The organism is Bacillus sp. LJBV19, from assembly GCF_017797845.1.
In the GTDB taxonomy this organism is placed as follows: domain Bacteria; phylum Bacillota; class Bacilli; order Bacillales; family Bacillaceae; genus Bacillus; species Bacillus velezensis.
In genome coordinates this window covers 3668230-3688342 of the sequence record NZ_CP072563.1, presented here as the reverse complement: position 1 = coordinate 3688342, position 20113 = coordinate 3668230, and the positions used below count along the sequence as shown (strand labels likewise).

Sequence of the window (20113 nt, the reverse complement as noted above, 5' to 3'; positions counted from 1 at the left end):
ACGAGGCTTTTTTTTATCCTCTGCTTCTGGCGATCAGGCTGAATAAGAATACCACGATCGCAGCTCCGATGATTGCCGGAATGATGGCAAAGCCGGCAAGGTGAGGACCCCATGTGCCGAGCAGTCCGTGCCCGATCCATGCGCCGATCAGACCGGCGATCATTGACCCGATGATTCCCCCGGGCATACTGCCTTTTACAAATAAACTTCCGATCCAGCCGATAATAATAGCGACAATCAGAGATACGATAAAACTCATAAATATCACTTCCTATTTTTTATTATTTATGCCTATATGTTTCCTTCGTTTTGTCCATATTAAACATATGAATGCGTTTTTTATAATGAACATACTCAAGGCGCGTTCCGGTCTTTTTTTTCACAATGCGTTGCGTTAAAATGGAAACCGTGTGAAAAGGTGTGAGCAAAGGAAAAAATATTTCTTTTGTAGAATGTTTAACAAAATGAAACTTTTTGTTGACCAGCGATTTTTATTATGGTAAACCTTTATTTGGTATTATTCGTTCTCACTATCTTTTTTCTCTATATATGCTAAATGATCTAAAACTTTTTATGTTTGATTTGCGCAAGTGGAAAAAGTTCATGCATTTTTTGACGATTTTGTGACATTAGGTCGAAAAAAAGATGAACTTTAGAAAAAAATAAAGCTAATAAGGGCAGATTTTGATAGCATAACAAGGTAGATAGAGAAAAGATTTTGAGAAAGTACATTTCAGATTCACTACATCAATAGGAAGGATGGTGATCTTCTTGTTCAGAGCATTTAAACCGTTACTTTTATTAGCGATGTTGGCTGTTGTTTTCGTACTGGGCGGATGCAGCGACATTTCCGTTTTAGATCCGAAAGGACCTGTAGCAGACCAGCAGAAAGATCTGATTCTCTTGTCAATCGGATTTATGCTGTTCATTGTCGGCGTCGTATTCGTACTATTTACAATCATTTTAGTGAAATACCGCGACCGCAAAGGCAAAGACAGCGGAAATTACAAGCCCGAGATGCACGGCAACACGTTCTTAGAAGTAGTCTGGACAGTGATCCCAATTTTAATTGTTATTGCACTTTCTGTGCCTACCGTACAGACGATATATTCGTTAGAAAAAGCGCCTGAAGCGACAAAGGATAAAGAGCCTCTTGTTGTTTATGCTACTTCGGTAGACTGGAAATGGGTATTCAGCTACCCAGAGCAGGATATTGAGACGGTTAACTACCTGAACATTCCTGTAGACCGTCCGGTTTTATTTAAAATTTCTTCAGCCGATTCAATGGCATCGCTATGGATTCCTCAGCTTGGGGGACAAAAATACGCGATGGCGGGAATGCTGATGGATCAATACTTACAGGCTGACAAAGTGGGAACATATGAAGGCCGCAACGCGAACTTCACCGGCGAACACTTTGCCGACCAGAAATTCAACGTAAAAGCTGTTACGCAAAAAGACTTTAACAGCTGGGTGAAAAAAGCCCAAAGCGATTCTCCAAAGCTGACGAAAGAGAAGTATGACGAACTGATGCTTCCGGAGAATGTCGGAAAATTAACGTTCTCTTCTACACACTTAAAATACGTTGACCACGGCCAAGATGCCGAATATGCGATGGAGGCGCGCAAACGCCTTGGCTACAAAGCCGTATCACCGCACTCTAAAACAGATCCGTGGGAAAATGTAAAGAAAAACGAATTTAAAGTATCCGACGATAAACAAGATTGAAATTGAACAAGAAAGGAGGAAGCCCGAATGAAATTGAGATGGGATGAATTTTTTGTAACAGGTGACCCATTAATTCTGGGCGCACAAGTTTCCATTGCGCTTTCCACTATTGCTATCATCGTTGTACTCACATACTTCAAAAAGTGGAAGTGGCTCTGGTCTGAATGGCTTACGTCTGTAGACCATAAGAAACTTGGAATCATGTACATTATCTCTGCTGTTATCATGCTGTTCCGCGGCGGGGTCGACGGCTTGATGATGCGCGCCCAGTTAGCGCTTCCTAATAACAGTTTTTTAGACTCAAACCACTATAATGAGATCTTTACGACTCACGGTACGATCATGATTATCTTCATGGCGATGCCGTTTTTAATCGGTCTGATCAACGTTGTCGTACCTTTGCAGATCGGTGCGCGCGACGTAGCATTCCCTTACTTGAACAACCTGAGTTTCTGGACGTTCTTCGTAGGTGCGATGCTTTTCAATATTTCTTTCGTTATCGGAGGTTCTCCGAACGCAGGCTGGACGAGTTACATGCCGCTGGCAAGCAACGACATGAGTCCCGGGCCTGGTGAGAACTTCTACCTGCTCGGTCTTCAGATTGCCGGTATCGGTACGCTGATGACGGGTATCAACTTTATGGTGACGATCCTGAAAATGCGTACGAAAGGCATGACGCTGATGCGTATGCCGATGTTCACATGGACGACGCTGATTACAATGGTTATTATCGTATTCGCCTTCCCTGTTTTGACAGTGGCATTGGCGCTGTTATCATTTGACCGTTTGTTCGGCGCTCACTTTTTCACGCTGGAAGCCGGCGGTATGCCGATGCTTTGGGCTAACTTGTTCTGGATTTGGGGACACCCTGAAGTATATATCGTTATCTTACCGGCATTCGGTATTTTCTCTGAAATTATTTCAGCGTTTGCAAGAAAGCAGTTATTCGGTTACAAAGCGATGGTCGGCTCAATTATCGCCATTTCCGTCCTGAGTTTCCTTGTATGGACTCACCACTTCTTCACAATGGGGAACAGTGCGTCTGTTAACTCTTTCTTCTCGATTACAACGATGGCGATTTCGGTTCCGACCGGGGTTAAAATCTTTAACTGGCTCTTTACGATGTATAAAGGCCGAATCAGTTTTACAACACCGATGCTGTGGGCGCTTGCGTTCATCCCGAACTTCGTTATCGGCGGGGTAACAGGGGTTATGCTTGCGATGGCTGCAGCGGATTATCAATACCATAATACGTACTTCCTCGTATCTCACTTCCACTATGTGCTGATCGCGGGTACGGTATTTGCATGTTTCGCAGGATTTATTTTCTGGTATCCGAAAATGTTCGGCCACAAGCTGAACGAAAGAATCGGAAAATGGTTCTTCTGGATCTTTATGATCGGATTTAATGTATGTTTCTTCCCTCAATACTTCTTGGGGCTGCAAGGTATGCCTCGCCGTATTTACACATACGGACCGAATGACGGATGGACTGCATTGAACTTTATTTCAACTGTCGGAGCCTTTATGATGGGTGTCGGATTCTTAATCCTTTGCTACAACATCTACTACAGCTTCCGCTACTCTACTCGCGAGATCAGCGGAGATTCATGGGGTGTGGGACGTACGCTTGAGTGGGCGACTTCATCTGCGATTCCGCCGCATTACAACTTTGCGGTGCTTCCTGAAGTGAAATCTCAAGATGCGTACCTGCAATTGAAAGAAGACAAAACGGATATTCATCCGGAAAGCAAGTTCAAGAAAATCCATATGCCGCACAACTCCGGAAGACCGCTTATTATGTCAGTGGCGTTCGGTATTGCAGGCTTCGGACTTGTATTTGAATGGTTCTGGATGGGCATTGTCGGCTTGATCGGCATTCTGCTTTGCATGGTGCTTCGTTCATTTGAATATGACAATGGCTACTATATACCTGTTGAAGAAATAAAAGAGACGGAAAGAAAGATTTCCGAATAAAGGAGGCGTGATTTATGGAACATGCAGAACACGGCAATTCTAACGCGCCTATGGAATATCAATCTGAAACCGGCAGACTCAATATTCTCGGGTTTTGGATCTTTTTAGGGGCAGAGATTGTGTTGTTCTCAACACTATTTGCAACCTTCTTCGTTCTTCAAAGAAGAACAGCAGGAGGAGTCTTACCGGCTGAATTATTTGAAGTGAAGCTTGTCATGATCATGACATTCCTGCTTCTGATCAGCAGTTTCACCTGCGGGATCGCTGTTCATGAAATGCGTCGCGGAAGTTTAAAAGGCGTCGTCATTTGGACGATCATTACGCTTCTTCTCGGCGCGGGCTTTGTCGGATGTGAGCTTAACGAGTTCATCCACTATGTACATGAAGGAGCATCTCTCGGTACAAGTGCTTTCTGGTCTGGATTCTTCGTCCTTCTGGGAACGCACGGAACGCACGTAACGATCGGTATCTTCTGGATTGCCGGCATCTTACTGCAATTGAAGAAACGCGGATTAACGCCGCAGACGTCTTCAAAAATCTTTATCTCAAGTTTATACTGGCACTTCTTAGACGTTGTTTGGATCTTCATCTTTACAGGCGTCTATCTCATCGGATTGGGGGGACTATAATATGGCAAACAAATCTGCTGAACACAGCCACTTTCCGTGGAAGCATATCGTAGGTTTTGCGTTGTCTATTATTCTGACCCTGCTGGCCCTTTGGGTTGCGGTATATACGGAATTAAGCCCATCAGCAAAACTCTGGATCATTTTCGGATTCGCATTTATCCAAGCTGGTCTTCAGCTTCTCATGTTCATGCACATGACAGAAAGCGAAAACGGCGGAATTCAAGTCGGAAACACGCTCTTCGGATTTTTCGGAGCGATTGTTATCATCCTTGGTTCCATCTGGATCTTTGCGGCGCACTACCATCACGGTGACCATATGGATGGAAACCCTCCTGGCGGTGCGAAGCAACATTCCGAACATCAGGAATAAAAAGAAACCCTCTTCGTTCAGGCGAAGAGGGTTTTTTGTGCCTTTATTGGCTTCTTCTCCGGCGCAGGCGCGGAAGGCCGTAAATGATAAAGGCGGCGATATGGGCAACGATGACGTTGGCGGCAAACAGGATGATCATGAGTGTGTGGCCGAGAGGGGATAGGCTGCTGGTTGCGTAAAAGTAGAAGAAAACCCACATGAGAATAATTGGCGGTATGGCCGAAAGAGCCACTTTTTTGTTATCCAGCCAGATAAAGAGGGGTGTTGCGCTTGCGACCAGTAAATAAGCAAAAAACATGTCCATCTTACATGTCTCCTTTCATTTTATGGGAGCGTTTCCAAAATGAAATACAGAGAATAAAATGTGTCTGTTTTGTGGTCGTTTTTTGAACATTTTGTTACAATTATTATACCATGTTTTCCAATTTTTGATACCGCTTTTTCGAGAAATGTATTGCAACTATTGCCTCATTTTTGGATAGGTACAAGAAACCGGAAAGGCCAAATACCCTGTCACATTTCCGGACAATGGAATGGCGCAGGCTGTGAACCTTTGCTATGGTCAAAGAAACATGCACAGCAAGGGTGGTTTGAAGTGGACGTAAGGAAAGAAGATGTCACAGCGCCGGATGTCATTGCGCTTTTGCAGGATCATCTGAAGAGCATGTCCATGCATTCTCCTCCGGAAAGTATACATGCGCTCAATGCGGACCGGCTGCGTCAGCCTGACGTTACGTTTTGGAGTGCGAGGGAAAACGGCATCCTGCTCGGCTGCGGTGCCTTAAAGGAGCTAAACAGCCGGCACGGTGAGATCAAATCAATGAAAACCTCTCGGCATCATGTCAGAAAAGGCGCAGCCAACCGGATCCTCCGCCATATACTTGAAGAAGCAAGGCGGCGGGGCTATCAGCGGATCAGCTTGGAAACCGGTTCTATGGAGGCTTTTCTCCCCGCCAGACGCCTGTATGAAAAAGCCGGGTTTCAATATTGTGATCCGTTTGCACATTATAAAGAGGACCCGAACAGCTTGTTTATGACGTTAAACATAAGCTGAAACCCCTTTTCTGATGAGAAGGGGTTTTTTATCGGAAAAGTTTCATCATGACCGAAACATTTCCTTTTCTGACACGTCATATGTCGTGTAGTCCCCAAACCGTAAAAAATAAAAAGGAAGCAACCTCATCATGTTTTCTTGAACTGTGTTCATGTATAATAAACAATAGTGACTTCCGATGAAAATGTAAGGCGGGATAGAATGAGTCGATATAAGAAACAGCAAAATCCCTATTATCAGGGGGATTTGATTTTTATATTTGGTGTGTTTTTAATAATTAGTGTTGCGGCGATTTATGCGGCCGGACAGTTCGGGCAGTACGGAGATAGTGCTTGGATGAAACAAGTTCTTTTTTATATTGTTGGTGCTGGGCTAATAGGGTTATTGCTTTATTTTGATTTGGAACAGTTAGAGAAGCTTAGCATTTATGTTCTAGCTGCAGGAGTACTTTCATTACTCCTTTTGCGAATTGCGCCGGAATCCATAGCACCAATAAAAAATGGAGCTAAAAGTTGGTTTCAGTTTGGGAAATTTACCCTCCAGCCCTCTGAGTTTACGAAAATAGGAATTATGATGATGGTCGCGTCCATTATATCGAAGGCGGGCTCGAAGGATCAAAGGTCACTTCGGGAAGATGTGAATCTGCTTTTGAAAATTGCGGCATGGACGGTTATTCCGCTCGGGCTGATCGTTTTGCAGGATGCCGGAACGGGTGCGATCTGTCTGTTTATCGTTATGGTGATGGTGTTTATGTCAGGTGTAAACTGGAAGCTGATCACCATCATCGGCGGTTCGGCCGCGCTTGTGCTTGGCCTTTTCTTAGTTCTTGTGATTGAATTTCCCCATGTGGCGAATTCAATCGGCATCGCGGATTATCAAATTAACCGGATTACATCGTGGATGTCTGACTCCAGTGCGGCAACGACTCAGGCAGAGAGTGATAAAAGCTGGCAGGTGGATCAGGCCGTTATGGCGATCGGATCGGGCGGCATTACCGGAAACGGCGTTCATAATCTGAAGGTGTACGTACCTGAGGGACAGACCGACTTTATCTTTGCGATTTTGGGTGAAAGTTTTGGATTTTTAGGCTGCGCCATTGCGGTTGTCATGTTTTTCTTTTTAATTTACAGGCTTGTGGTGCTGATTGACCGCTTGCATGCGTTTAACCGATTTGGCGCGTTTTTTTGCGTAGGATTTACTGCACTTATCGTGATTCACACCTTCCAGAACATCGGGATGAATATCGGCATTATGCCGGTTACCGGTATTCCGCTGCTGTTTGTCAGCTATGGCGGGAGCTCGGTGCTTTCTACATTAATCAGCTTCGGGATCGTATATAACGCAAGTGTGCAGCTGACGAAATATAAAAGCTACTTGTTCAATTCTTAATGTGAGACGGCTCGTTTTTCGGGCTGTCTTTTTTTGTTTAGAGCATTTCGCTTTTGACATGATTCCCTTTCGGATATGATATATAAAGAAGGAGGCTTTTATATGAACAATACCATCGAAACTATACTTAATCATCGGTCGATCCGATCATTTACTGACGAGCTTCTGACAGCAGAAGAGATAGATACATTAGTGAAAAGCGCCCAGGCGGCGTCAACGTCCAGTTACGTGCAGGCTTACTCCATCATCGGCGTAACTGATAAGGAGAAAAAGCGGAAGCTGGCGGCACTGGCCGGAAACCAGCCTTACGTCGAAAATAACGGGCACTTGTTTGTGTTTTGCGCTGATTTGTACCGCCATAAAAAACTTGCTGAGGAAAAAGGCGAAAACATTACCGAGCTTCTTGAGAATACGGAAATGTTTATGGTCAGCGTCATTGATGCCGCACTTGCCGCACAAAACGTAAGTGTTGCCGCGGAATCAATGGGACTTGGCATTTGTTATATCGGAGGCATTCGAAATGAACTTGATCAGGTGACAGAAGTGCTTGGAACACCTGACCATGTGCTGCCGCTGTTCGGCTTGGTAGTCGGTCATCCCGCTCATCCGTCCGGTCAAAAGCCGCGCCTGCCGAAACAAGCCGTATATCATGAAAACACGTACGATACGAATGAAGAACACTTCCGCAGTTATATGAAGGAATATGATGAAACCATTTCCGCTTATTATGATAAACGGACAAACGGCAAGCGGGTTGAAACGTGGTCTGATCAAATCCTGCAGTTCATGAAACAAAAACCGAGAACCTATTTAAATCAATATGTAAAAGATAAAGGTTTTCAAAAGAATTAAGAAAAAACCTCTCCTGACCGGGAGAGGTTTTTTTATGTTTCACGTGTAACATATTTCGACAAAATGGAACAAGGTATATAAATGTTTATCATCAGGGATGCTTATAAGCATACAGAAAGAAAAAACGGCTTAGCAGTGGTACGATGTTGATGAGGTGACAGTGATGATTTCATTAAGCATATTAGATCAATCTCCTGTATCAGAAGGGAGTTCCGCGGAAAGCGCGCTGCGGAATACAGTAAGACTGGCGCAGGAGGCGGAAAAGCTCGGATATAAGAGGTTTTGGGTGTCAGAGCATCATTTTTCAGAGCGGTTGGCGGGTTCAAGCCCTGAAGTGCTGATCAGCCATATTGCGGCGAAAACGAATGAGATTCGTGTAGGATCAGGCGGTGTCATGCTTCCGCATTACAGCGCATATAAGGTGGCGGAGAATTTCCGCGTGCTTGAAGGTTTGACGCCGGGCAGAATCGATCTCGGATTAGGGAGAGCGCCGGGCGGAATGCCGATCGCATCATGGGCGCTGAATGACGGCGGGAAGCGGAATGCTGATCAATATCCGCAGCAGATTCGTGAGCTGGCGATGTATTTGCATGATGCAGCCGATGACAATCACCGTTTTCCGAATCTGACTGCATCACCCCTTATTAAGACGGCGCCTGAAGTCTGGCTTCTCGGTTCATCGGGGGAAAGCGCGCTTCTGAGCGCAGAAACGGGAGCAGGCTATATGTTTGCCCATTTTATTAATGGAGAAGGCGGAGAAAGCACGACGGCACAATATAAGCGCAGATTTAAACCTTCTCTATTAGGAAAAGAACCAAAAACGGCCGTGGCGGTGTTTGTGCTGTGCGCCGACACGGAGGAGAAAGCGGAGGAACTCGCGGCTGTCATGGATTATACGCTGCTTGCGGGTGAACAGGGGATTCCGCTTCACGGCGTACCGTCTTACGACACCGTCCGCGGAAATACGTATACACCGTATGAACAAAGACGAATTGCCGATAATCGGAATCGAATGATCATCGGAACGAAGCTGCAAGTGAAAGAACAGATTCTGGCTCTCAGTAAAGCATACGGAACAGAAGAAGTGATGGCTGTAACCATTACTCATCATTTTGAAGATAAACTTCAGTCATACCGCCTGCTTCGAGAAGCTTTTGCCGAATGATCAGAAAGAAACCCTGCTGATGCTCCAGCAGGGTTGTTCGGTTATTCAATGATAAAAGGTTTTTCAGTCAGCACCTGGCTTGATTTCCCTTTGTTCGCGGCATAGGCCAGCATATAATATTCTCCTGCCGGCAGTGCGGTGTCACCATTGACTTTGCCGTTCCAGTCGAAATATTGATAGCCTTTATCCTGCTTTTTATAAATGCCGGCTTGGCCGACAAAGTCAAGATTACTGTCATATACAAGGAAGGCAAGCTCTTCGGCTCCCGCCGGAAGATAGGTTTCAATTTGGTAGGTTCCCTGCGTTGTGCCGTCCTGCACGTCGATTGACGTCACGCGCGGATAGTCCGGCTCTTTTACAATCAGCAGCGTCGGCACTTTTGCGACTGTTTTTCCGCCTTCACGCACTGTGACGGTTCCCTCATAGGTGCCTGCCTTTACTTTTTTGGCATTGACCTTTACTTTCGCATTGACCTTTCCGGTTTGATGAGCGGGGATCACGACCCGGTCTGTGCCCGAAACGGTAATGCCCGTGCCGTCGAAAGAGTACTCGAGCTGATATGATTTTCTGATGGACGATTGGTTTTCAATTGTAAAGGTTTCTTTTTTCGTTTCATTGCCTTTGTCTTTCATAAACGTTCCGTAAGAATAACTTCCCGGGGCGACTAAGGAGTCTGCTTTGATCGCCTTCATGATTCTGATGCTTCCGGCGCCTTGCGCATTATGCGGGTATACGTCACCGTCCGCGTCCGTTAAGGTTTCCGCCGTGTTCATGAGAGCGGCTTTTATTTGTTCCGGGCTCCATTTCGGTTTGGCCTGCTTGATGACGGCAGCTGCGCCGGCTACATGCGGGGAAGCCATACTCGTTCCCTGCTTCGATCCGTAGCCGTACGGGTCGGCCGGATCATGGGTCGGAATGGTGCTGACGATGTTTACGCCGGGAGCGGAGACGTCAGGTTTAATCATCCACGTGTCCATAACCGGACCGCGTGACGAAAAGTCTGCCATTTGTTCAGTGAGCGATTTAGCCACGGATAAATTGAATGTCGCTTTTGTGCCGCCCGCTTTTAATTGGCTGACGAGTTTTTCGCCGTCTTCTGATGAAAGCTTAATCGTCGGCACGGACATGCCCGGTACGTTGGCTTCAATTTCTCCCGGGGCATTGTTATACACAACCATACCGATCGCGCCCGCTTTTTTGGCGTTGTCGGCTTTATCCACAAAGGCGATGCTGCCCCGTTTGACGACCGCGACTTTTCCTTTCAGATCTTTGCCTTCAAAATCCTTTTGCTCGCCGATACCCGCCTCTATGAGCTCTGTTTCTTTTTTATTCAGTGCTTTTATGTCATCTTCTTTGTTGTAGCCCATTACTTTCGCTGAGGAATAGGAACCGAAGGAGACGGCGTACTCATTCAGCGGCAGCTGGGTCGCTCCGACGGAGATGGCTTCTCTGGACGTTCCCGGAGAGCCGACGGTCCAATTGTTCGGCCCGCTGTTTCCGTTTGATGTAACGGCCGTGACGCCTTCTGACATCGCCCAGTCAAGCGCCGTGCTTGTCGCCCAGTCTGGGTTATTCACAGAATTGCCGAGAGAAAGATTCATGACATCCGCTCCGTCCTGTACGGCGCGTTCGATGCCGGCGATGACGTTCTCTGTTGTTCCGCTTCCGCCCGGACCGAGCACACGGTAGGCAAGGAGTGTAGCATCGGGTGCGACGCCTTTAATCGTTCCGTTTGCCGCTACCGTGCCCGCGACATGGGTTCCGTGGTCAGTCGATGCGCCTCTCGGATCACCGGACGGCGTTTCTTCAGGATCGTAGTCGTTATCCACAAAATCGTATCCTTTATATTGTCCGAAATTTTTCTTTAAGTCAGGGTGTTTATATTCGACACCGGTGTCAATAATGGCAACCTTGACGCCTTTACCCGTATAGCCGAGCTTCCACGCGTCATTTGCCCCTATATAAGGCGCGCTGTCATCCATCTGCGGAGACACGGCATCCTTAGATAGGGTGATGTCTTTATCTTTGAGCTGATCGGTATGATAGGTGACATTCGGATAAACCGCTTTGACATCCTGATCACTCAGCAGTTTGGGGATTTCATTTGCCGGGAGTTTCATGGAGAAGCCGGAAAACACTTGCTCATATTCCCTGTTGATTTTTCCGTGTTTAATGGTTTTGAGCGCTTTCTTTTTCACTTTTGAGCGTTCGCTTTTCAGCTTGCTTTTTGTCTGTGCTTTGCCGAGTTCCTTTGCTTCCGCCAGTGACTTTTCCTTCAGCTCCACGATGACTGTCGTTTGTTTGCCGGTGGTCATATCAATGTCACCGAACACCTCAGCCTTCTCAAGATCAGGAGTTTGCGGTTTTGAAGCCGGCGCAGCCTGTGAACTTGTGGATAAGGTAAAGGATAAGACAAAAGCCGGAAGCAGATAACGGATGATTCCTTTTTTCAATCGTGTTTCCCCCTTTTTCTTTATCTAAATTAGAAATCTAGTATATATTTCTTGAAAATTCAAAATAATCCTTGTGACATATGACTCATTTATGGAAATTGGTCTGTGAATAAGGAGGGAGTTATACACAGAATCCTGTGTATAACTGAATAAATTTGTGTATATATATTGTTGGGAACGAATGTTCCTATACAAAATATAGATCGAGTTTGTGGATATGTGGATATACACTGTGTTTAAGCTGTGCTTAACCAAGGGATAAAGTGTGTATAACTTTTTTTATCGGCTTTTCCATTTTTCAGGTCATTTCCATCAGCTTTCAACAAAACTTCTGAAAACTAGTTTGTTTTTTCACTCATATTGTGACAAACAATTCGCCCGGCCGCGTCTATCATAGAGTCATAGGGTTGCTAGACCCGCTAGTTTTTAGCGGAGAAGGATCGGCCGCCTTTTCCGTTAAAGCGGAGAGAAAAACAGGCCTGCGAACAAGCTGTCTGTCAAAAAGAAGCGGAGGGATGATTTGCAATGAAACGTTTGCTAGTATCTTTACGGGTGTGGATGGTCTTTCTGATGAACTGGATGGCGCCGGGTAACGGAAGATATCCATTAGCCGCCGTGTACGGAAACCAAGCGGCTTATCATAAGAAAGCGAAGCGGACGGCTGGGGTTTTTTCGTTTGTGAGCCGTGTCCGATCGGCGGATTTGACCGATGAAACGAAATCGGCCCGCGGCAGGCTGGATAAAAACCGATGGATGCCTGTCCGCAAAGAATTGCCGAAACGGGAGCGCGCGGGTCCGGCACCTTTACATCATATGAAAAAGAGGGTACAATCCCACTAAACATATGAACGGGAGCGAACCTCTTGAGAATAGACAAAGTATTAAACAACAATGCGGCGTTAATAAAAGAAGACGGACGGGAAAAGATCGTAATGGGTCCCGGAATCGCTTTTCAAAAGAGAAAAAATGATGTGATTCAAAAGCATAAAATTGAAAAAATATTTGTCGTGCACGACGAAAATGAAAAGTTCAAACAAGTGTTAGAAACGCTTCCCGAAGAGCATATAGAGGCGGCTGAAGATATCATAAGCCATGCGGAGGGAGAGCTTGCGGCACCTTTGAACGATCACATCCACATTGCGCTGGCGGACCATTTATCCTTTGCGATCGAAAGGATTCAAAACGGCCTTCAGGTGCATAACCGATTGCTTCATGAAATTAAGGCGCTTTATAAAAAAGAATATGAGATCGGCCGCTGGGCGGTCGAACACGTGAAACAAACCCTCGGTATATCATTGCCTGATGATGAGGCGGGGTATATCGCGCTTCATATCCACACTGCCAAGGCGGATGCCAAAAGCATGTATTCGGCGATGAAGCATACAACTATGATCAAAGAAATGATCGAAAAGATCGAATCCTTTTTCGAACAGAAGGTGGATGAAGACAGTATTTCCTATCAACGCCTCGTCACGCACTTGCGGTATGCGGTCAGCCGGTTGGATTCAAATGAAGCACTCCATTCCATGGACGAGGAGATGCTTTATTTCATCCAAAAAAAGTATCCGTTTGCTTATCGGTGTGCGCTTGAACTGGCAGCGTTTTTAAAAACTGAATATGATTTGGAACTGCCGGAATCCGAGGCCGGCTATATCACGCTGCATGTCCAGCGTCTGCAAAAAAACCCGGAATAACGCGTCTGTTTCGAGAAACAGACTTTTTTTTTGAAAACATATTGACGAAAGCGCTATCATGGAATAGAATGAAAGCGCATTAAAAAAACTGAATCCGGCGGGATTGTGACTGGTAATGCAGGCAAGACCTAAAATTTGCGTACATGAAAAAGGGATCATGCTGACCTTTTTCGTTGGCGAATTTTAGGTCTTTTTTGATTTTAGAAAGGGGGATACATAATGAATTATCAAGAAACGGCAAAACAGCTTATCAAACACATCGGAGGGAAATCAAATATCATCAGCGCGACACATTGCGCCACACGGCTCAGGCTCGTCATTCAAGATGAACAGAAGATCAGCCAGGCCGGCATTGAAGAGACAGAAGGAGTAAAAGGGGCTTTCAGCAGCTCGGGGCAATATCAGATTATATTCGGCACCGGCCTCGTGAATAAAGTGTATGACGCTTTTTCAAAAGAAGCCGATTTGGAGCGGGAGGATCGTGAGACACATCAGGACGCAGCGAAAAAAAAGCTGAATCCGGCCGCAAGATTTGCGAAAACACTGTCTAACATATTCGTTCCCATTATTCCGGCTATCGTGGCAAGCGGACTTTTAATGGGGCTGCTCGGCATGATGAAGGCTTTTCACTGGGTGTCTGAACAATCATCGCTGTTTAAGCTTCTAGACATGTTTTCAAGCGCGGCGTTTATCTTCCTGCCCGTATTCATCGGGTTCAGCGCGGCGAAGGAATTTGGCGGTAATGCCTTTCTCGGTGCCGTGCTCGGGGGAATTATGATCCATCCGGCGCTTTTGAATCCGTGGGGGCTTGCGGATGTACCGCCTGATTTTATGCAGCTCTTCGGCTTCGACATTGCGCTGCTCGGCTACCAAGGGACGGTCATCCCCGTACTGTTAGCCGTTTACATTATGAGCAAAGTGGAAAAGGGCACGAGAAAAATTGTGCCTCACGCATTCGATTTATTGGTCACGCCGTTTGTCACGGTGATTGTCACAGGATTTATCACCTTTATCGCAATCGGTCCGCTTGGCAGGGCGATCGGATCAGGCATTACCGTCTCGCTGACGTATGTGTATGATCATGCGGGCATTGTTGCCGGACTGCTTTTCGGAGGTCTTTATCCGCTTATTGTGCTTACCGGTGTGCATCACAGCTTTCATGCGATTGAGGCCGGCCTCATCGCTGATTTGGGCAGAAACTATATCCTTCCTATCTGGTCGATGGCGAATGTCGCTCAGGGCGCGGCGGGACTGGCTGTATTTTTCCTGACGAAAAAAGCGAAAATGAAAGAAATCGCTCTGCCTGCCGCATTTTCCGCTTTTCTCGGCGTAACCGAACCAGTCATTTTCGGTGTGAACCTAAGATACCGCAAGCCGTTTATCGCGGGAATGATCGGCGGAGCGCTGGGAGGAGCCTATGTCGTGGTGACCGGTGTCGCCGCCAATGCCTACGGTCTGACCGGAATTCCGATGATTGCCATCACGGCTCCGCTCGGTTTAGGAAATCTAATAAACTATCTGATCGGAATGGGCATCGCCTCTGTCTCAGCGTTTATTGCCGCTTACATTATGGGAGCTAAAGAAAAGGAGGCCGTCAAATGAGGACACCGGATCAAGAGCTGCGCCTGCAGGCTGAGGAAGCGAAAAAGAAGCGGGGAGAAACAGCCGCGTCAGATCCATACCGCCAGAACTATCATATTATGCCGCCGGTCGGGCTTTTAAATGATCCGAACGGCGTGATCCAATGGAACGGCGTATATCACTTGTTTTTTCAATGGCAGCCATTTCATACGGGGCACGGCGCGAAATTTTGGGCGCATGTGACGACGAAGGATTTCGTTAATTGGAAAGAGGAGGAAATCGCGCTTGCGCCGGGTGAGTGGTATGACAAAAACGGCTGTTATTCCGGAAGCGCCATCGAAAAAGACGGGCGGCTCTGCCTGATATACACAGGCAATGTCCGTGACGGAGAAGGCAATCGGGAAACGTATCAATGCCTCGCCGTATCCGAAGACGGGATCGTGTTTGAAAAAAAAGGAGTTGTCGCGCGTCTCCCGGAAGGCTATACCGCTCATTTCCGTGATCCGAAGGTATGGAAGAAAGACGGAGCGTATTACATGGTGCTCGGCGCGCAGACAGAAAAGCTCACCGGAAGCGCTGTATTGTTTACATCAGAGAACTTGACGGATTGGACGTTTCTCGGTTCGATTGCGGGGGCGGAATCCGGCGGTCTCGGGTCATTCGGCTATATGTGGGAATGTCCCGACCTGTTTTCCCTTGACGGAACCGACGTGCTGCTCGTATGTCCGCAGGGGCTTGAAGCCGACGGGATAAAATATCATAACAGCCACCAGGCGGGCTATTTCCTCGGCAGGTTTCATACAGAGCCGCCAGAATTTAAGCACGGTGAATTTACGGAGCTTGACAGAGGATTTGATTTTTACGCGGCGCAGACGCTGGAAGATGATAAGGGACGGAGAATTCTGTTCGCTTGGATGGGCGTTCCGGATCAGCATGAGGACAAACATCCGACACATGCGTATCACTGGATTCACTGCTTAACGATGCCGAGACAGCTGTCACTGTCCAACGGCAGAATCATACAGCGTCCGCTTCCGGAAATGAAATCACGCCGCACGGATGAACAAAAGCGCCGTCTTCAATTGAATTGTTCGTCTGTAAGCCTGCCGGTGAAAGATGCGTCCCGGGCTGAAGTGCTGCTGGAAGGCATCACTTGCGAATCCGGTTTTGAAATCTCAATTCGGGGCGCGGCCCGGTTTATATTTCATCAGGAAGAGGGGCTGGCTGTGCTGGAGCGCACCGCTTTCAGCGGAGAAGAAAAAGAAAAGAGAAGCTGCGCCGTCAGCGAGGTGCATTCCGTGCAGCTCTTTCTGGATGCATCCTCGATCGAATTGTTTTTGAATGATGGAGAAGAGGTTTTCAGCGCCAGATATTTTCCTTTCCCGGGAAATGATGACGTAACCGTCACTTCGGTAGGAAAAACGGAAATAAATGGCTCAATTTGGACACTTTTGTAGAAAATCGTTCTTTTTTCTTATGTGAAACCTATGCCATCTGTGCTATTCTTCAAACGAAAGACTATGATTCCAGGAATAAAAGGAGTTGTTTTCTCAGTTTTGAAAAATCAGAAGATGACGCCGAAATGTTTACTTGTCAAAGCCGCAGAGCAAGTGGAAGATAAGCGGGAAGAATATAAAGAAGTATTGCTTCAGCTGAATCGCATGCTCAAGAGGGCTGAGCCGCACAATGAATGGAGTGATCGGCTGATGCATACATATGAACAGATGAAGGAATATGCGCTGTTTGTGCAGTCTATTGAGATGTTTTTGCGGTCATCCGCGAAAAAAATGAAATAATCCCCCTCGATCATGAGGGGGATATTTATTTTATTTTCCGCTAAGACGCATCGCCGAATGTTTAGTCGGTCCGATGTATTGGTTCAGCGGGAAGGATTCTTTGATTGCCGCGGTGATAAATTCTTTTGCCGCATAGATGGCTTCCTTCACTTCAGCGCCTTTGGCCAGTTCTGCCGTCACGGCGGCGGAGAATGTGCATCCGGCTCCGTGCGTGTAAGGTGTATCAATCATTTCGCTTTCTAATACTTCCGCGGTTTCTCCGTCATACAGCACGTCGATCGCTTTTTCATGTTTCAATTTGCCTCCGCCTGTAATCAATACATATTTCGCGCCGAGTTCGTGAATTTTCTTGGCCGCTTCTTTCATGTCTTCCACCGTTTTTAATTCATCCATACCGCTCAGCTGGCTTGCTTCAAACAGGTTTGGCGTGATGACGGTTGCCAGAGGCGCCAATTGGGTGCGAAGCGCTTCGGCATGCTCCGGATACAGCACTTCGTTCGCTCCTTTGCAGACCATGACAGGATCGATAACGACATTCTTCAGCTGTTTTTCTTTAATCGTTTTCGCCGCAAGCTCTATGATCTCCACGGTAGGGAGCATTCCCGTTTTCATGGCGTCTGCGCCGATTCCGTCAACAATCGTCGCCAGCTGTGCGCGAATCGTATCGGCATCGATCGGAAATACTTGATGATCCCAGCTGTTCTCCGGGTCCATCGCTACGATCACGGTCAAAGCCGTCATTCCGTATACGTTTTTTTCTTGAAATGTTTTTAAATCGGCCTGAATTCCCGCGCCGCCGCTGGAATCAGAACCGGCAATAGTAAGTGCTTTGTGCATTGACATATCAATGGCCTCCATCAGTGTTTTATATCTCATTATAGTTAGATTTTCTCCCGATCACAATACGGAAGGCTTGGAGGAATGATTTGACAGCCGCGGGGGATGTGCGTACAATACCTACATAAGATTACTAGGTAAGGGTGAGAAAATAAATGCTCAACAGGGAGCTTGTAAAGGGAAGCACGGTCATTCTGGTGCTGACGCTGCTGAATGAACGGCCCATGTACGGGTATGAACTAGTAAAAGAAATGGAGAAAAGAAGCGGGAATGAACTGCAAATGAAGGAAGGCACGCTGTACCCATCGCTTCATAAGCTTGAACGCCAAAGCTATATTTCTTCTTACTGGGAAAAGCAGACCAAAGGGCCGGACCGAAAATATTACCGGATCACCGATGAAGGAAAAAACATTCTAGCCGAACGGACGAAGGAATGGAATCTGTTCTCTGCTCTGATGGACCGGATGCTGAAGCGGGGCGGGCAGAATGGATAAAGACCTTTATGTGCAGGAAATCAGAAAAGGGCTGGAAGGCAAGGCCGGAAGCCGTGAATTATTAAAAGAAATCGAAAGCCATATTCATCATGCCATATGTGATCATCTGGAAAAAGGCAAAACCGAAAGCGAAGCGATGGCGCTTATTCTGCGGGAAGTGGGGACTCCGTCTGAGATTATCTCTGCTTTTCAAAAAGCTTCGGCGGTGCCCGCGCGGACTTTTATGTTCTTTTATCTGTTCTGCAACTGCGGTCTTTTTGTGATGGGGGCGATGATTACGATGATGCACGCGTGGAGGATTCATCCCGCTGTTGACGCGCTGTGGAAAGGAATTTCCGTGTCAGTATGGCTGATTATGATCGGTTATGTGCTGTATTGGTTCCAAATCGGCTATCAAGCTGGCAAGGAGTTCGGGGCTGGCGGCAAAAAGCTTGCTGAGCGGACGGTATGGGCTTCAATGGTGCCGAATCTATGTTTTATGTTTGTCTTTTTGTTCAATCTGGTTCCGGCTGGGCTGTTTCCTTCGGCGGTCACACCGAGTTTTGCGGCAGTATGCGCCGTTGTGACGGTATGTTTTCCGTTTTGCGGCAAAATAGGTTTTTACGCAGGCAGGCAGAGGCTTGCCTGATCTTTTTCACTATATACATAGGGAATCTATATAGGGGTGTTAAAATGAGATTAGGTTCGTGGATGTACGGCGCGTGCGTCCAAATAACCGTTACCGTATTTACCGTCTGCGGCTTGGTTCTTGCATTGCCCGTTGTGAGTCTTTTTATTATGGTTCTGAATGGGATGCAAGACGCTATTTTTGTTGTTTTCAGTATTTTGCTTCTTCTATTGTTTTATGCGCTGGGATGGATTTGGGCCGTTTCGTTTGCGCGTGAGTGGAAGGTGAAACTTTTCGAGCTGCAGATCAGTTCGCTCATTCCGCTGGCGGGTATATTATACTTGTACATTGACAGCGGGGTGAGTATACCGGAACTGATTCATGATTGGCATGAGGATGGATGTGCGCTTGTCCCGCCGGCTTTTGTCTGCTTGTGCACATGCTATGCGATGGTGTTGGTGCCTGTTTATCAATCAAAACTTTGGAACGCCATGGAGGCGGGCAGACTTAATGCCAAGGCGGTATGCACTGTTTGGGGAGACCTTCTGATCATTCTCGTTTTGCTGGCGGGCATGACCTGGATTTGTTTCTGAATGGGCCGAAATCAAAAATCCCCCCTGATCTCTCCGCCGCTTTATGTTTTAATAGAACATGAGAAAAAGCAGAAGGAGCGGGTCATGAATATATCAATTGTCATAGTCACGTATAACCGGATTCCGGCTTTGTGTGAGCTGCTGGAGTCGATTTCCATGCAGACCATAAAGCCTTATGAAGTGATCATCGTAAATGATGCCGGGGAATCGGTCGAACAAGCGAAGCAGCTGTACAGCGATCTGCCGATTCAGATTATTGATTTAGAACAGAATGCCGGACATGTGGAAGCGCGGAACGCAGGTGTGAAAAAAGCGTCGGGTGATTGTATCATGCTGTGCGATGATGATGATTTCATTACGCCGGGCCATTTGGAAAGAATGGCGGCTGCACTTGCTGATGCGGATTTTGTCCATTCTGACGCGGAAATAGTGTCATTTGAAGAACGGGGCGGCACGAGATACCCGGTGTCACGAAAGCCGTTCGCCTATACGGCGGATTATGCGGATATGCGGGTGTTTTCCACGTACGTTCCGTCAGGCAGCATGTACAGGCGTTCTCTGCATGACACGTTAGGGTATTTTGATCCGGATGTCCATAATTATTGGGACTGGGACTTTTATTTGCGCGCCGCGAAACAGCACCGTGTGAAGCGTGTTCCTTGCGCGAGCGTCATATATGCGTTTTTTGAGGGAGGCGGCAATCAGTCCGCGGATCTCGGCGGCAAACGGAAGCGGTACTTAGACCGGTTAAGTGAAAAGCACGGGCTTGGGGAGCTCCCGACGAAAAACTTCGCGGTTCTTCTTGAAGAGCCGGACATGAAGAGGCGGGAGGCGCCGACTGACATTGTGTGGGACGGAAAGCCCGTCCATTCAAGACTGCACAGTTCATAAGGG

The 20113-nt window shown here is 47.0% G+C and carries 21 protein-coding genes; 17 read left to right on the top strand and 4 right to left on the bottom strand.

Translation table 11 applies throughout. The features are described from left to right. Positions 1-13 precede the first annotated feature (13 nt). A complete protein-coding gene (locus J6600_RS18045; RefSeq protein ID WP_014419187.1) occupies positions 14-259 on the bottom strand; it encodes a GlsB/YeaQ/YmgE family stress response membrane protein in 246 nt (81 codons plus the stop codon). A gap of 503 nt (positions 260-762) precedes the next feature. Between J6600_RS18045 and qoxA the strand changes: the two genes are divergently transcribed. Genes qoxA through qoxD form a run of 4 tightly spaced genes read left to right on the top strand, consistent with a single transcriptional unit; the run spans position 763 to position 4704 of the window. Continuing rightward, positions 763-1728, top strand: coding sequence for a cytochrome aa3 quinol oxidase subunit II (qoxA, locus tag J6600_RS18040; protein ID WP_012118744.1), 966 nt, complete (start codon positions 763-765; stop codon positions 1726-1728). Positions 1729-1755: 27 nt separating this feature from the next. Then, positions 1756-3705, top strand: a complete 1950-nt coding sequence (qoxB, locus tag J6600_RS18035; protein WP_014419186.1) for a cytochrome aa3 quinol oxidase subunit I — start codon at positions 1756-1758, stop codon at positions 3703-3705. Positions 3706-3719: 14 nt separating this feature from the next. Further along, positions 3720-4334 carry a cytochrome aa3 quinol oxidase subunit III gene (gene qoxC, locus J6600_RS18030; RefSeq protein WP_003150930.1) on the top strand — a complete coding sequence of 205 codons (615 nt, stop codon included), beginning with the start codon at positions 3720-3722 and terminating at the stop codon, positions 4332-4334. Position 4335: 1 nt separating this feature from the next. Beyond that, on the top strand, positions 4336-4704 hold the full coding sequence (qoxD, locus tag J6600_RS18025; protein WP_014419185.1) for a cytochrome aa3 quinol oxidase subunit IV: 369 nt from the start codon (positions 4336-4338) through the stop codon (positions 4702-4704). Positions 4705-4747: 43 nt separating this feature from the next. On the opposite strand, the gene ywcE is transcribed toward qoxD, so the two are convergent. Next, positions 4748-5008 (bottom strand): spore morphogenesis/germination protein YwcE, encoded by a 261-nt coding sequence (ywcE, locus tag J6600_RS18020; RefSeq protein ID WP_007614574.1) that lies wholly within the window; start codon positions 5006-5008, stop codon positions 4748-4750. Between the two features lie 291 nt (positions 5009-5299). Between ywcE and J6600_RS18015 the strand changes: the two genes are divergently transcribed. The 4 genes from J6600_RS18015 (at position 5300) to J6600_RS18000 (ending at position 9164) form a co-directional block, all read left to right on the top strand. Next, on the top strand, positions 5300-5758 hold the full coding sequence (locus J6600_RS18015) for a GNAT family N-acetyltransferase (RefSeq protein ID WP_209387711.1): 459 nt from the start codon (positions 5300-5302) through the stop codon (positions 5756-5758). A 201-nt stretch (positions 5759-5959) separates the two neighbouring features. Beyond that, entirely contained in the window at positions 5960-7147 is a 1188-nt protein-coding gene (locus J6600_RS18010) for an FtsW/RodA/SpoVE family cell cycle protein (protein WP_209387710.1), read from the top strand. A 102-nt stretch (positions 7148-7249) separates the two neighbouring features. After that, positions 7250-7999: an oxygen-insensitive NADPH nitroreductase gene (gene nfsA, locus J6600_RS18005; RefSeq protein ID WP_007407708.1), complete on the top strand. Its 750-nt coding sequence runs from the start codon at positions 7250-7252 to the stop codon at positions 7997-7999. Between the two features lie 163 nt (positions 8000-8162). Then, positions 8163-9164 (top strand): LLM class flavin-dependent oxidoreductase, encoded by a 1002-nt coding sequence (locus J6600_RS18000; protein ID WP_202331865.1) that lies wholly within the window; start codon positions 8163-8165, stop codon positions 9162-9164. A 41-nt stretch (positions 9165-9205) separates the two neighbouring features. Here J6600_RS18000 and J6600_RS17995 read toward each other — a convergent pair whose 3' ends face one another. Further along, the gene (locus J6600_RS17995) at positions 9206-11617 is read right to left on the bottom strand and encodes a S8 family peptidase (protein WP_115941165.1); all 2412 of its coding nucleotides are present in this window, start codon (positions 11615-11617) and stop codon (positions 9206-9208) included. Positions 11618-12142: 525 nt separating this feature from the next. Between J6600_RS17995 and J6600_RS17990 the strand changes: the two genes are divergently transcribed. From J6600_RS17990 to J6600_RS17970, 5 genes are all read left to right on the top strand, one after another. After that, positions 12143-12457 (top strand): hypothetical protein, encoded by a 315-nt coding sequence (locus J6600_RS17990; RefSeq protein WP_089072470.1) that lies wholly within the window; start codon positions 12143-12145, stop codon positions 12455-12457. Between the two features lie 23 nt (positions 12458-12480). Then, entirely contained in the window at positions 12481-13311 is an 831-nt protein-coding gene (locus J6600_RS17985) for a PRD domain-containing protein (protein WP_014419179.1), read from the top strand. A gap of 219 nt (positions 13312-13530) precedes the next feature. Further along, a complete protein-coding gene (locus tag J6600_RS17980; RefSeq protein WP_014419178.1) occupies positions 13531-14913 on the top strand; it encodes a sucrose-specific PTS transporter subunit IIBC in 1383 nt (460 codons plus the stop codon). Further along, positions 14910-16349 carry a sucrose-6-phosphate hydrolase gene (locus J6600_RS17975; RefSeq protein WP_209387709.1) on the top strand — a complete coding sequence of 480 codons (1440 nt, stop codon included), beginning with the start codon at positions 14910-14912 and terminating at the stop codon, positions 16347-16349. Before J6600_RS17980 ends, J6600_RS17975 begins: the two co-directional genes overlap by 4 nt. 63 nt (positions 16350-16412) lie before the next feature. Then, positions 16413-16688, top strand: a complete 276-nt coding sequence (locus tag J6600_RS17970) for a hypothetical protein (protein WP_042635591.1) — start codon at positions 16413-16415, stop codon at positions 16686-16688. A 30-nt stretch (positions 16689-16718) separates the two neighbouring features. On the opposite strand, the gene J6600_RS17965 is transcribed toward J6600_RS17970, so the two are convergent. Beyond that, on the bottom strand, positions 16719-17531 hold the full coding sequence (locus J6600_RS17965; RefSeq protein ID WP_021494752.1) for a bifunctional hydroxymethylpyrimidine kinase/phosphomethylpyrimidine kinase: 813 nt from the start codon (positions 17529-17531) through the stop codon (positions 16719-16721). A 149-nt stretch (positions 17532-17680) separates the two neighbouring features. Between J6600_RS17965 and J6600_RS17960 the strand changes: the two genes are divergently transcribed. The 4 genes from J6600_RS17960 (at position 17681) to J6600_RS17945 (ending at position 20110) form a co-directional block, all read left to right on the top strand. Then, entirely contained in the window at positions 17681-18019 is a 339-nt protein-coding gene (locus J6600_RS17960; RefSeq protein ID WP_003150960.1) for a PadR family transcriptional regulator, read from the top strand. Then, a complete protein-coding gene (locus J6600_RS17955; RefSeq protein ID WP_021494753.1) occupies positions 18012-18647 on the top strand; it encodes a permease prefix domain 1-containing protein in 636 nt (211 codons plus the stop codon). Before J6600_RS17960 ends, J6600_RS17955 begins: the two co-directional genes overlap by 8 nt. A gap of 44 nt (positions 18648-18691) precedes the next feature. Continuing rightward, positions 18692-19219, top strand: a complete 528-nt coding sequence (locus J6600_RS17950) for a hypothetical protein (protein ID WP_209387708.1) — start codon at positions 18692-18694, stop codon at positions 19217-19219. Between the two features lie 84 nt (positions 19220-19303). Then, positions 19304-20110: a glycosyltransferase family 2 protein gene (locus J6600_RS17945; RefSeq protein WP_007407698.1), complete on the top strand. Its 807-nt coding sequence runs from the start codon at positions 19304-19306 to the stop codon at positions 20108-20110. Positions 20111-20113 lie beyond the last annotated feature (3 nt).

Bases quoted from the DNA above. Each gene is read 5' to 3' on its own strand.
- J6600_RS18045 (WP_014419187.1), bottom strand. From the start codon at position 259: ATGAGTTTTATCGTATCTCTGATTGTCGCTATTATTATCGGCTGGATC.
- qoxB (WP_014419186.1), top strand. From the start codon at position 1,756: ATGAAATTGAGATGGGATGAATTTTTTGTAACAGGTGACCCATTAATT.
- qoxC (WP_003150930.1), top strand. From the start codon at position 3,720: ATGGAACATGCAGAACACGGCAATTCTAACGCGCCTATGGAATATCAA.
- qoxD (WP_014419185.1), top strand. From the start codon at position 4,336: ATGGCAAACAAATCTGCTGAACACAGCCACTTTCCGTGGAAGCATATC.
- ywcE (WP_007614574.1), bottom strand. From the start codon at position 5,008: ATGGACATGTTTTTTGCTTATTTACTGGTCGCAAGCGCAACACCCCTC.
- J6600_RS18010 (WP_209387710.1), top strand. From the start codon at position 5,960: ATGAGTCGATATAAGAAACAGCAAAATCCCTATTATCAGGGGGATTTG.
- nfsA (WP_007407708.1), top strand. From the start codon at position 7,250: ATGAACAATACCATCGAAACTATACTTAATCATCGGTCGATCCGATCA.
- J6600_RS18000 (WP_202331865.1), top strand. From the start codon at position 8,163: ATGATTTCATTAAGCATATTAGATCAATCTCCTGTATCAGAAGGGAGT.
- J6600_RS17990 (WP_089072470.1), top strand. From the start codon at position 12,143: ATGAAACGTTTGCTAGTATCTTTACGGGTGTGGATGGTCTTTCTGATG.
- J6600_RS17980 (WP_014419178.1), top strand. From the start codon at position 13,531: ATGAATTATCAAGAAACGGCAAAACAGCTTATCAAACACATCGGAGGG.
- J6600_RS17975 (WP_209387709.1), top strand. From the start codon at position 14,910: ATGAGGACACCGGATCAAGAGCTGCGCCTGCAGGCTGAGGAAGCGAAA.
- J6600_RS17970 (WP_042635591.1), top strand. From the start codon at position 16,413: ATGATTCCAGGAATAAAAGGAGTTGTTTTCTCAGTTTTGAAAAATCAG.
- J6600_RS17965 (WP_021494752.1), bottom strand. From the start codon at position 17,531: ATGTCAATGCACAAAGCACTTACTATTGCCGGTTCTGATTCCAGCGGC.
- J6600_RS17960 (WP_003150960.1), top strand. From the start codon at position 17,681: ATGCTCAACAGGGAGCTTGTAAAGGGAAGCACGGTCATTCTGGTGCTG.
- J6600_RS17955 (WP_021494753.1), top strand. From the start codon at position 18,012: ATGGATAAAGACCTTTATGTGCAGGAAATCAGAAAAGGGCTGGAAGGC.
- J6600_RS17950 (WP_209387708.1), top strand. From the start codon at position 18,692: ATGAGATTAGGTTCGTGGATGTACGGCGCGTGCGTCCAAATAACCGTT.
- J6600_RS17945 (WP_007407698.1), top strand. From the start codon at position 19,304: ATGAATATATCAATTGTCATAGTCACGTATAACCGGATTCCGGCTTTG.